Origin of the sequence: Candidatus Phytoplasma tritici (genome assembly GCF_000495255.1) — a bacterium.
GTDB lineage: Bacteria > Bacillota_I > Bacilli_A > Acholeplasmatales > Acholeplasmataceae > Phytoplasma > Phytoplasma tritici.
On sequence record NZ_AVAO01000003.1, the window covers coordinates 202,117 to 213,911 of the forward strand.

Annotated in this window: 10 protein-coding genes, 1 tRNA gene and 1 other RNA gene; 2 read left to right on the forward strand and 10 right to left on the reverse strand. The window is 27.0% G+C overall.

Features of this window, described 5'->3' with window-relative positions; all coding sequences use genetic code 11:
• Positions 1-93 precede the first annotated feature (93 nt).
• The 10 genes from topA to N747_RS0102285 all read right to left on the reverse strand — a co-directional run bounded on the left by topA (position 94) and on the right by N747_RS0102285 (position 10,468).
• Positions 94-2,037: a type I DNA topoisomerase gene (gene topA / locus N747_RS0102235; RefSeq protein ID WP_024563609.1), complete on the reverse strand. Its 1,944-nt coding sequence runs from the start codon at positions 2,035-2,037 to the stop codon at positions 94-96.
• Between the two features lie 92 nt (positions 2,038-2,129).
• Positions 2,130-3,017, reverse strand: coding sequence for a ribosome biogenesis GTPase YlqF (gene ylqF, locus N747_RS0102240; RefSeq protein WP_024563610.1), 888 nt, complete (start codon positions 3,015-3,017; stop codon positions 2,130-2,132).
• Between the two features lie 29 nt (positions 3,018-3,046).
• Entirely contained in the window at positions 3,047-3,811 is a 765-nt protein-coding gene (locus N747_RS0102245; protein ID WP_024563611.1) for a hypothetical protein, read from the reverse strand.
• Between the two features lie 221 nt (positions 3,812-4,032).
• Positions 4,033-4,602 (reverse strand): elongation factor P, encoded by a 570-nt coding sequence (efp, locus tag N747_RS0102250; protein ID WP_024563612.1) that lies wholly within the window; start codon positions 4,600-4,602, stop codon positions 4,033-4,035.
• Between the two features lie 52 nt (positions 4,603-4,654).
• The gene (gene miaA / locus N747_RS0102255) at positions 4,655-5,530 is read right to left on the reverse strand and encodes a tRNA (adenosine(37)-N6)-dimethylallyltransferase MiaA (RefSeq protein ID WP_024563613.1); all 876 of its coding nucleotides are present in this window, start codon (positions 5,528-5,530) and stop codon (positions 4,655-4,657) included.
• Positions 5,531-5,689: 159 nt separating this feature from the next.
• Positions 5,690-6,451 (reverse strand): TIGR00282 family metallophosphoesterase, encoded by a 762-nt coding sequence (locus N747_RS0102260; protein ID WP_024563614.1) that lies wholly within the window; start codon positions 6,449-6,451, stop codon positions 5,690-5,692.
• 24 nt (positions 6,452-6,475) lie between these two features.
• Positions 6,476-8,062: a ribonuclease Y gene (rny, locus tag N747_RS0102265; RefSeq protein ID WP_024563615.1), complete on the reverse strand. Its 1,587-nt coding sequence runs from the start codon at positions 8,060-8,062 to the stop codon at positions 6,476-6,478.
• A 334-nt stretch (positions 8,063-8,396) separates the two neighbouring features.
• Positions 8,397-8,693, reverse strand: a complete 297-nt coding sequence (locus N747_RS0102270; protein ID WP_024563616.1) for a hypothetical protein — start codon at positions 8,691-8,693, stop codon at positions 8,397-8,399.
• A gap of 304 nt (positions 8,694-8,997) precedes the next feature.
• A complete protein-coding gene (locus N747_RS0102275) occupies positions 8,998-10,083 on the reverse strand; it encodes a DNA recombination protein RmuC (protein WP_024563617.1) in 1,086 nt (361 codons plus the stop codon).
• Positions 10,084-10,391: 308 nt separating this feature from the next.
• Positions 10,392-10,468: transfer RNA gene (locus tag N747_RS0102285), tRNA-Arg, on the reverse strand.
• 363 nt (positions 10,469-10,831) lie between these two features.
• Here N747_RS0102285 and ffs point away from each other — a divergent pair.
• Positions 10,832-10,921: signal recognition particle sRNA small type (gene ffs, locus N747_RS03855), an RNA gene on the forward strand.
• 167 nt (positions 10,922-11,088) lie between these two features.
• Positions 11,089-11,775 carry a hypothetical protein gene (locus N747_RS0102300; RefSeq protein WP_029783892.1) on the forward strand — a complete coding sequence of 229 codons (687 nt, stop codon included), beginning with the start codon at positions 11,089-11,091 and terminating at the stop codon, positions 11,773-11,775.
• Positions 11,776-11,795 lie beyond the last annotated feature (20 nt).

The following is an 11,795-nucleotide window of genomic DNA, read 5'->3' on the forward strand; positions in this document are numbered from 1 at the left end:
AAGACTATCAATTGATAGTCTTTTTGTTATATAAATGAATTGAAAATATTGTAAATAGTAAAATAAATTTTTTATGTTTTTAATTCAAAAAACTTAAGTTTTTTGAATTTTAACAATATTTTTGCATTCAGGAAAACGACTGCAACCTAAAAAATTACCATAACGTCCTTTTTTAATGAGTAAAGGGGCGTTGCATAAATTACATTTTTGATCGGTTTGCATATAAGGATTTGTTTCTACAGAGATTGGTTTTTCTTTTAAAGAAACAATATTTTTGCATTCAGGAAAGCGACTGCAACCTAAAAAATTACCATAACGTCCTTTTTTAATGAGTAAAGGGGCGTTGCATAAATTACATTTTTGATCAGTTTCGATATCTTTTGGTTTTTCTAATTTTTGATCGGCTATTTGATAAAGTTGTTTAAAAGCATCATAAAATTCTTGCAACAATTCTTTATTATTAACTAATCCTGAAGAGATTTTATCTAAATTTTCTTCCATTTTGGCAGTATATTTGACATCAATAATTTGTTTAAAAAACAATTCTAGGTTTTTAGTGGTCAAAATTCCTTGTTCGGTAGGAACAAAACGTTTTTCTACTAAATCAACATAAATTCTTTTTTTGAGGGTAAAAATGATTTGAGAATAAGTAGAAGGCCTCCCGATATTTAGTTTTTCTAAAGTTTTAATCAAAGTGGCTTCAGAAAAGCGTGCTGGAGGATTAGTAAATTTTTGTAAATTTTGGATTTCTTGAGGCAAGTAAGTTTCATTTAATTTAAAAGAAGGAATAATTTTGTCTTTGGTGACATCTTGCAAAATTTTTTGATAGCCATCAAAAGTTTTTATCAAACTTTCAGTTAAAAAAAGATGGTTTGCAACTTCAAAAAAAACTTGAGTTTTTTGAAATATGGCAGGCGTCATTAAAGAAGCCAAAGTTCTTTTATAAATGAGTTTATAAAGTTTATTTTCATATTTATCAAGATGAGGGGCTAAACTTTCAGGTGTTTTGGATAAATCAGTAGGTCTTATAGCTTCATGAGCATCTTGCGACTGTTCTTTTTTGTTGGTTTTGTAAGCACCTAAATATTCTTTACCATATTGTTTTTTAATTAATTTTTGAGCATCTTTAACAAAAATGTCTGCAAGCCTTTGTGAATCTGTTCTCATATAAGTAATTAATCCTGTAGATTCACCTAAAATATCAACTCCTTCATAAAGTTTTTGAGAAACTCTCATAACTTGATTAGAAGTCATATTTAGGCTGTTAATGGCTTCTTGTTGCAAGGTAGACGTAATAAAGGGTGGTTTGGGGAATTTTTTGACTTCTTGTTGTTTTAATTCTTTAACTAAAAAAGGTTTGTCTGTTATTTGTTGGACAATTGTAAAAGCTTCTTGGGCTTTAGTTTTTTTTTTGTAAGGATTTTGGTATTCCGCTTGAAAATCTTTAAAAAAAGCAGTAATAATATAGTATTCTTCAGGGACAAAAGCTTTTATTTTTTCTTCTAAATCAACAATTAGTTTAAGGGCAACTGATTGTACCCTTCCTGCTGATTGTGATTTAAGTCTTCTTACCAAACGCGACAGTTTAAAACCAATAATGCGGTCTAACATTCTACGAGTTTCTTGCGAAAACACTAATAGTTCATCGATTTTGCGAGGTTGTTGCAAAGCTTTTAAGACTGCTTCTTTGGTAATTTCTCGAAAAACAATTCTATTAGTTTTTTGGGAATCTAAATTAAGAATTTGTGATAAATGCCAAGCAATTGCTTCTCCTTCGCGGTCAGGATCGGTTGCTAATAGCACTTCTTTGCCTTTAGTTTTTTGGATAAGAGTTTCTACAATGTTGTATTTTTCTTTAATAATGCTGTATTTAGGAATAAATCCTTTTTCTATGTCAATTCCCATTCTTTCTTTGCCTTTTAGCGACAAATCTCTAATATGACCTTTGGAAGATAAAATTACAAATTCATCATTTAAAAAACGGCTTAAAGTTTTGGTTTTAGCAGGAGATTCTACTATAATAACTTTTGATTTCATTTTTTGGGCTCCCTCAATAATAAAGATATGTTTAGTTTGGATTATTAATTGTTTTGTGTTTCTATTTTTTGGTTTGGTAGTTTGGTGGAGTTTTATAAAAGTTTTTCAAAGAGGGATAAAACATCTAAGTCAAAATTTAATTTCCCTAAGTTACCTTGCCTTATTTCTTGCAATAACATTTGATAAACTCTAGATTGATCAACTTTTTGATTTTTATTATAAATATTTCTTTTTTGTCCAATAATATCAACTAAATTAGGGTTTGATAAGTCATTTTGGTTTAAATTGAATCGTTTTTGTAAATTAGTTCCATAATGTTTTGTAAGATAGCGAAGTGCATGAATGCCTAATTTTTCTAAAGGTAAAATGGAATCTTTAAAACAGCCTGCAAGCGCTAATGCCAAACTTATACGAGAATCAGAAAAATTGTGACATAAAACTCCTGGAGTATCCAAAAACTGGATATTGGGTTTAGCAATATCAATCCATTGAATGCGTTTGGTAGTGCCTGCTAAATTAGCTGTTTTTAAAACTTTTTTTTTGGCAAAGCTGTTAATTAAAGTTGATTTTCCAACATTGGGAGTTCCTACAATCATAGCTTTAATGTTGGGATTTTGAGTTGCTATTCTTCTAGATTTAAAAAGGGGGTTGTTAGCTTTGATTGTTGTTAAAGATTTTTGATATATTTCTTGAAGTTTAGGGGATTTGATAGCATCAATTGTTAAAACAGGAATTTGTTTTTTGTAATAATTAGCGATAAAATTATTGATTTTACAAGGATCAGTTAAAGAAAATTTATTTAGCAAAATAAGGAGAGGTTTTTGGCGTTGGTTAATTAAAGAAAAAATTTGAAAATTGAGGCTTGACAAAGGAACTCTTGCATCCAAAATTACTAAAACAATATCAACCAAAGATAAATTATTTTTAATTTGGTCAAAAGTTTTTTTCATATGACCAGGAAACCAATTAAATGTTTTCATTGTTAAACCTATTTATTTTGTTAAGTAAATTACTCTTTTGCACTTTGATCTGCGCTTACTTCAGAGATAGTATCCAAAACTTTTTGTAGATCTTTTTCAAGGTCTTCTTCAGTTTCAAAAATCTTTTTACTATAAATTTTATAAACTTCTTCGCCTGTAATTGCAATCAAAGAAATTCCTATTTGATGATAAATTAGTTCTAAGGGTTTGTCAAAAATTATTTTTTTAAACCAACGAAAAGGATTAAAAAAATTTCTGATATTATTAAAAGTATTAGTTACTTTGGCAACTTTTTGATACTTTTGAATCATGTTTTTTTTAACAACCATTTCTCTAATTACAAATATTCTTTTTAAAGTCATTTTGCGAAACATTCTCAAAATTTTGTTTTGGAATACTTTGTCAACTCTTTGATTTATGTAAAACATCAAAATAAGACTTTCATCAATGGTAAGTTCCAAATAGGGATATTTAGAGCTAGGATAAAATTGGCTTGAGATTTCTAAAATTAATTCTCGGATAGAAGTTATCAAAAAATGACCAAAATTTACTTTATCCTTTTTTATTTTAACTTGGAAATCTTTTTTCTTAGCTTCAATTAATTTAATTATTTCTTGTTGGCTAACATCTGTTTTTTCTAGTCTATGAGCTGCTAAAGTTTTTTTCACACTACACAAAGAAAGAAGACAATAAGTAAAAGAGCTTAAAATAACACCAGAAAGAACACCCATAAAGAAAGTGTTAAAAAAAGCAAATTGTTTTGTTATGTTGAAAAAATTTTCCCAAAAAGACACAATATCATTATCCTTTTTTTATTTTTTATAATTTTTATAAAATGGATTCAAAGTACAAAAAACTGTATATAAAGGCAAAATGTAGAAGACATGAACTACCTATAATTATATAACAAACAAAGAAATTAAAAAACACAATTTATAAAAAAATATAAGAAAAGGGCTAAAATGTGGTGGATAAAACAAAAAAAGCAGTTTAAAACTGCAAAAAATAAGGTGTTTTATTTATTGTTGTCTCTTGATAAATAAATTCCTGTTTCAGTATTAATAATAATTTTTTCTCCAATATTGATAAAAAGAGGAACTTTAATTACTAAACCTGTTTCTAAAGTGGCATCTTTTAAAGAGTTAGTTTTGGTATCTCCTTTGGCTCCAGGTTCAGTGTAAACTACTTTAATAGAGATTTTGTCAGGTAAACTGATGCCTACAATTTCATCATTTTCATAAAAAATAATATCTACTAAAAGCCCTTCATAAATATATTTAAGAAAATCTTTTAATTGATGTTTATTAATTTCTAATTGTTCGTAATTTTGAGTATTCATAAAGATATAATTATCTTCCAAAGCATAAAGAAATTGCATCTTAATTTTATTAATTAAGGCAGGTTGCACTTTGATACCAGCATTAAAAGTGTAGTCAATAACACTACCTGTTCTTAGGTTTCTTAATTTGGTTCTTACAAATGCAGCACCTTTACCAGGTTTAACATGTAAAAATTCTAAGATTTGATAAATTTGGTTATTGAATTTAATAGTTTGTCCAGTTTTAAAATCGTTTGTATTAATCATATTTCTAATTACTTTCTTATTTTTTTGAATTGTTTTTCGTTGGTTTAATTATTTAATCAGTTTTTAAAAAATTGTTAATAAGGCAAATAGTAGTTTTTTCTAAATCAGGGGATAAGGCGTCTAGGATGATGGGCTTAATTTGATTTTTAAACCAAGTTTTTTGGCGTTTGGCATATTGCATAGTTTTTTGAATAATTAATGTTTTTGCTTGGTCTAAAGTTATTTTTCCTTCTAACAAAACTTTAATTTCGCGATAACCAATGATATTAAAATTGGCGTTTGGAAAATGAGTTTGAATTTGGTTAACTTCCCCTATAAAACCTTGTTTTAACATTTGTTCCAATCTTAAAATAACTTTTTTTTTTAAAATTTGTCTATCGATATCGAGATAAAAAATTAGCGAAGAATATAGAGGATTGTGTTTTTTATTGTTTTGTGACCTTAAAGTACCTGCAAGTAAATCTTTATAAGCACTTAGGATGCGACGAGGATTTTTTAAATCTAGGTTTGCAATTAATTGAGGATCTTTTTGTTTAATAAAATCAACCATATTTTCTATCGCAGGTAAAGAAATAGGTGGCAAAAAAAAAGATTTAGGAGTTAATTTATAATCAAAAAGAGCTGATTTAAGATAAAGCCCGCTACCGCCCACAAATAAAGGAAGGGGTATTTCTTCGATTTTTTTGCGTGCATCTTTTTGAAAATAATAAATACTGTAATTTGTTCCAGGGGCAAGAAAATCTAAAAGATGATGTTTAATTCCTTGGGCTTCTTCGAAAGTTATTTTGGCAGTTCCAATATCGTATTTTTGATACATTTGAAGAGAATCGCAATTAATTATTTCTAAATTAAATTTTTTAGCTATTTTAATAGAAAGGCTAGTTTTTCCTGAAGCAGTAGGGCCTGTAATAGCGATTACTTTTTTCATAATTTTCCTTTATAAAGGTAGAAGTGTTTTGGGGGGGATTATTAAATAATTAAAAAACCAGAATAAAATAAAAAATGCAAAGTGTTAAAAAAAGTTTAAAGTAATAAAGAAAATAATTTTGATTCTTTATAGCTGAGTTTTAATAAAACAAATTTTATTTCATTCTGATAAATTAATTTTTTCAATAGTTTTATGAGGTTTAAGAGTGACAAGTAAACCATTTAATTGTCTTTTTCCTTCGGCATTAGGTCTTGAAACAACACGATTTCCTAAAAAAGATTGAATTATAGGTTGTTTTTCTTTACCAATAACACCATCTTTGGCTCCTGTCATTCCTGCATCAGAAATATAAAGAGTTTTGTGGGGAAAAAGGCGTTCATCATTAGTTTGGACATGGGTATGAGTGCCTACAATAGCATCAATTCTACCATCAAAATAATGAGTTAAAGCAATTTTTTCACTAGTAGCTTCGGCATGAAAATCCAAAAAAGAAAAATCATACTTAGTTTTATTTTGTTCCAAAACATTATCAATAGTTTTGAAAGGGCAATGCAATTTGGGGTTAATAAAAACACGTCCTAAAGCATTCATAACTAAAATTTTTTTATCTTCGCAATCAATAATTTTATAACCTTGTCCTAATTGTTGAGTGTCATTGATGGGACGAATTACATTTGACTTTTCAATAAAATTTTTAATTTGTTTATTTTTCCAAACATGGTTTCCCATAGTCATCAAATCAACACCTAATTTTTGTAATTTTTTATAAATTTTAAAACTTAAACCTTTACCATTATCAGCGTTTTCAGCATTGGCAATAATAAGATTAGGTTTGTAAGTTTCTTTTAAAAAACCCACTTTTTCGGCAAAATAACTAATTCCTGGGTTTCCGTAAATATCTCCGATAAACATTATTTTCATGAATTAATTATCTCCTTTGATGGATTATAATTTAGCCATTTCCACAGCTCTGGTTTCTCTTATAACAGTAACTTTGATAACACCATTGTAACTAATGTCTTTTTCAATTTTTTCTTTAATAGTGCGGGCAGTTTGGAAAATAAAATTGTCTGCGATTTTGTCTGGTTCAACGATAACACGAATTTCGCGTCCAGCTTGAATGGCATAAGATTTGGCAACTCCTTCTATTGCATTTGCAATATTTTCTAATTTGGTTAGTCTTTGAATGTAATTTTCTACTGATTCTTTTCTGGCTCCTGGTCTAGCGGAAGATAAAGTGTCTGCTATTGCAACTAAAACAGCGATAATTGATTGAGGTTCTTGGTCTTCGTGATGAGAGGCAATAGCATCGATAACTTCTTTTTTTTCTTTGTATTTGGAAGCAATAGAAACACCAATTTCTACGTGGCTTCCTTCCGTTTCATGGTCTAGAGCTTTACCGATGTCATGAAAAAGTCCTGCTCTTCTTGCAAGAATTTCATTTTCGCCAATTTCAGAGGCAAGTTTACCAGCTAAAAAAGCTACTTCCAAAGAATGTTTTAAAACGTTTTGACTGTAACTAATGCGGAAGTGCAGTTTTCCCAAAATTTTAATTAAATCGGGGTGAACTTCGCCGATTTTAGTAATAAAAGTAGCTTCTTCGCCCATTTCTTTAATAAAATTATCTACTTCTATAATTGAAGTTTCTAAGGCTTTTTCGATGCGAGAAGGGTGAATTCGTCCATCAGAGACCAAAAATTCTAAAGTTCTTTTGGCAATTTCTCTTCTAATGGGGTCAAAACTACTTAAAATAACGGTGCAAGGGGACTCATCAATAATTAAGTCTACTCCAGTTAAAACTTCCAAAGACTTAATATTTCTGCCTTGGCGTCCAATAATCCGTCCTTTCATATCTTCGTTAGGAATATTGACAACGCTAATATTTTTTTCTCCTGTAATATCGCCAGCATATTTTTGCATGGCTAAAACTAAAAGAGTTTTGGCTTTTTTGGATGCTTCGCTTTTAGCTTTTTCTTCTTGTTGTTTAATATATAACATCATTTCATAAGTGGTTTGGTCTCTTGTTTCTTTCATTATGATTTGTCTGGCTTGATCTTGCGTTAAGGAAGCTATTTTTTCTAATTGTTGTTTTTGGTTGTTTAAAATTATTTCTTGTTCTTTGATTTGTTGTTCTAGGTTTTTTTTAGTGTAGCTAATTATTTGTTGTTCAGAATCCAAATGCTCTTCTCTTTTATTTAGACTCTCAGTTCTGTTGTTAAGCAATTCTTCACGACGATTATTTTTGGATTCTAAATCAACAATTGTGTTAGTTCTTTTTTCTAAATCCAGTTCCAATTTTTGTCTTAAAAAAGATATTTCTATTTTGGCATTACGCATCATTTCTTGTTCGCGTTTTTGCAAATCTTTTTCTTTTTCTTTTAGTTTGTTATCAAATTCTTGTTTTTTTTCTTCTAATTTCTTTTGATTAAAAAGATAATAAAAAAAATAGCCGATAATTGATCCACAAATTAAACCTAAGACAAGAAGAGAACAACCCATTGTACAATGATCTCGCCAAGAAGCATCTTTCATATCCTTGATACCTTTCTTTTGGGGAGGTTAACAAATATAAAATCATTGTTTTACCTCTTTTTCTTTTTAAATTTAGTTTAATGATTTGCAATACAAAACAAAAAATAAAAAATAAGGAAAATAGATGTTTTGATTGCAATTTTATCATATTAAAACGATAAATAAGTTTGGTTTTTTAAATATTTATAATTAATTTTGAATGGGATGAGTTGGAAGTTTTATTATTTTTTTAAATTTGTTCAGTACAAAATTTTATCACTAAATGAAAAAATAAAAATGTATAAATTGGGTTTAAAAAAAATAATAAAGTTTGGCTTTTGTGCAAAAAAAAAATTCAACAAAAACTATGCAAAAATTTTTTTGGTAATTGTTTTTTAGTTTGCGAAAAGCTTTTACTAAGAGTGCTTGATAATGTATTAGAAAAAGAGTCTAGTGATTTAGATACTTTTGGATTATTCATAAATTTTTGAGCAATTTCTCCTGTTTTGTCAATAACTAAATCTGTCCAAGATTTTTTTTCTAAAATAGAAGGGGATAAGTTTGGGTTTTGTGTTTCATCAGAAGATAACACTTGAGGTGATTCTTCTTCTAAAGAAAAAAATATAATAATAGGAATGGCAAGTAATATCAAAATAAAAACGCTAGTAATAATGATTTGCTTGGAAGTAAATTTAAAAATAAAATGATATCCTTTGATTGTTTAATAAAAATAATGCAAAAATTCCAAATAAAGAATAATAATAAATAATCCAAATTTGAATGCATAATTTTTTGAATTTTAATTTGAAAAATATAGATAATTTTAATAATTTAATTAATGAAATATATAAGATACTAAATAAAAAAAATTAGTATCCGTAAATATTATATAATAACTCAAAAAAATATTTGCAAAATAATGTTAAAATAATATTAAAAAGGGGTTAAAAAATGATTTAAAAATCTATATTTTCGTTTTTGGTGTTGTTTTTGGAATTTTTATTTTCTTTTTTATGAACTTCTAACAATTTTTGATAACGTTGCTCTAAGGTTTTTTCTTTTTTTTGAATATCTTCAATTACTTTGAGAACTTTTTCCAAAGCCGCTTTAAAATCATAAATAAAGACTTTATCAAAATTTTTCATCGCTTGTAACACATTTTCAATGCATTCAAATTTTTCTTCGTTGTTTTGAACACTTTCAAAGATTTGAAAATAATAATCAACTGAATTAAGAATAGCAAGCAAAATCGAAGGGCTTGTAATGATAACATTGCGTTTAAAAGCATATGATATTATTTCAGGATCGCAATTAATTTGGGCAAAAATACTTTCAGAAGGAATAAACATAATGGCATAAGGGCAGTTGTCTTCTTTACTGACGTATTTTTGAACTTCTTTAATTCTTTCTTTAACGTGAAATAAAAAGCGATTCTTTAATTCTGTTTGGTTGGAAGTGGCATTAATGTAGACTAGAAAATCCGTGGTGGGGAACTTCGAATCAATAGGAATTTGAATAAATTTACCATATCCTTTACAAATCACATCAACTTTAAGACGGTTACCGTTATTGTTTGTTTTTTTCATTAAATATTGTTTTTCAAAAACTAATTTATCTTTTAAATGAGAAATATTTTCCAAAACGCGTGCCAACAAAAATTCTCCAGCTTGTCCTGTTTTATCGTTTTGACACAATAATTTATGAATGTTTTGCACTTCTTGAAAACCAATTGCATTTTGTTCTCTTAAAACTTTTAAAGAATTTTCCAAATTACTTGTTAAATGTTGGCGAGTATCTTTAATTTCTTTAGTTAAACTGTCTTGACTTTGATGATTTAAATTGTTAATTTTGTCATCCAAACGACAAATAACCCTAGATTCTGACTCTAAAAAAGCTTGTTTAACAAAATCTTGGATATTGACTTGCGTTTTTTTTGGTTTAGCAACAAAAAAATAAATAATAAAAGTTACACCACCCAAAATAAGAATCAAAATAACGGATAAAATTAAGATTAATAAAATAATAATTTGATCTTGAGGCATTTATTTTGTTATTCCTTCTTCTTTTTTTCTTTTTTAGTGTCTTTTAGCTTTTGTATGCGTTAAAGTTGATATAAAAAAAATGCAAAAAATAAAAAACAAAACAAAAATAAAAAAAATCATTATTAATATTTGTTTTTTAAATATTTTTAATATTTATTTATTATTTGAAAAAACAAACAACATACATAAAATAAAAATGTGTGAAAACATTTGGGGACAAAAAATAAATATTAAAAATAAATATAAATGACTAAGTGCTAAAAATTACTAAATTAAGAGAAATGATGCAAAAAATAAAAGATAAAAACTGGCGTTTGAGAAGGGATTCGAACCCCCGACCGACGGCTTAGAAGGCCGTTGCTCTATCCAACTGAGCTACTCAAACAAACATACAACAAATATTATACTATAAAATCATTGTTTTGAACAAAAAAAACAATTAAAGTAATTAAGATAGTTTATTTATTCAAATTCTCAAAGAAAAAACGATCCAAATTCATTTAAATAGCTATTTAAATATCTATTAATTAAAAAAAGTTTGCACAAACACATAAAAAAAGTATATAATAATAATGTTGATTTTTAATTTCTAAATAATTTCTAAATAATTTCTAAATTAAAAGAAAAAATACAAAAATTTTTAAAAATTTTTTCAAGCAAAAAATAATTAATAATAATTAATAATTCACAAAAAACATTAACGAAAGACAAGTATTCTTATCAAACAAAACTAAAGTATCCTTTTCAAACCCTATCATTCAACAATAAAAGACGAATTTGGTCAGGTCTTGATTGAAGCAGCCATAAGTTATTTTTATTGTGTGGAAGATAGGGTTTGAAAAGGTTATTTTTAAATATAAAACCCAAAAAAAATTTAAAACAACAATTCAATGCATAAAATTAAAAAAACAAAAAAAATAAATTTTTATTAATAAATTTTTGCAAAAAAACTTTCGAAAAAACAAAATTTTAACAACTAAAAAATAAAGAAAAAGGAGAAAGCATATGAATTTTTCATTTTTTAAAAAAGAAAAAGATTTTAAATTATTAACTAACATTTACAACTCTTTACAAGAAGAGCCATTTTTAACCCAAAAAACAAAATTAAGAGGTAAAGAAATAAAAGTAGAATTTTATTATTTAAATCAAAGCAAATATTATAGTACTCTTTTTCAATCACGCCAATTTGCTGTTTGGACTGCTGATAAAGGAGTTTGCCGCCTTTTAGTTGAAAAAAAATATTACGAAGAATTTGGAGCTTTTTATCAAAAAGATATAAATGACATGTGGTTAGATTTTATATGGCAGATTTTCCAAAAAGAAGCTACTTTAATCAAAACAATAAAATTATTATTTGTGGCAGTTTTAGTACCTATTTTATTAAATGCTTTTTTACTTAACGGACATTTTTCAGGTTGGGTAAGGATTCCTGCTTTTGTTTTATTAATATCTTCTTGTTTTTCTATGAATTATTGGATGAAAAACCAACAACAAAAATTACACATTTTTAGAGATCAAAAATTACAAGAAACATTAGAAAAAATCAAACAAACATTAGGAACAGAGCTTTACGAATCATTAAAACAAAAACAAAAACAATTCAATCCTACTTTTGTTGAACCCAAATCCGATCAAAAACCAAATGAAGACAATCCCGAAAACAAAGACAACACAATAGATGAAATAAACTAATTAAATTAAACAAATGATAA

Coding starts and splice junctions, on each gene's coding strand:
- topA (WP_024563609.1), bottom strand. CDS start 2,037: ATGAAATCAAAAGTTATTATAGTAGAATCTCCTGCTAAAACCAAAACT.
- ylqF (WP_024563610.1), bottom strand. CDS start 3,017: ATGAAAACATTTAATTGGTTTCCTGGTCATATGAAAAAAACTTTTGAC.
- efp (WP_024563612.1), bottom strand. CDS start 4,602: ATGATTAATACAAACGATTTTAAAACTGGACAAACTATTAAATTCAAT.
- miaA (WP_024563613.1), bottom strand. CDS start 5,530: ATGAAAAAAGTAATCGCTATTACAGGCCCTACTGCTTCAGGAAAAACT.
- N747_RS0102260 (WP_024563614.1), bottom strand. CDS start 6,451: ATGAAAATAATGTTTATCGGAGATATTTACGGAAACCCAGGAATTAGT.
- rny (WP_024563615.1), bottom strand. CDS start 8,062: ATGAAAGATGCTTCTTGGCGAGATCATTGTACAATGGGTTGTTCTCTT.
- N747_RS0102275 (WP_024563617.1), bottom strand. CDS start 10,083: ATGCCTCAAGATCAAATTATTATTTTATTAATCTTAATTTTATCCGTT.
- N747_RS0102300 (WP_029783892.1), top strand. CDS start 11,089: ATGAATTTTTCATTTTTTAAAAAAGAAAAAGATTTTAAATTATTAACT.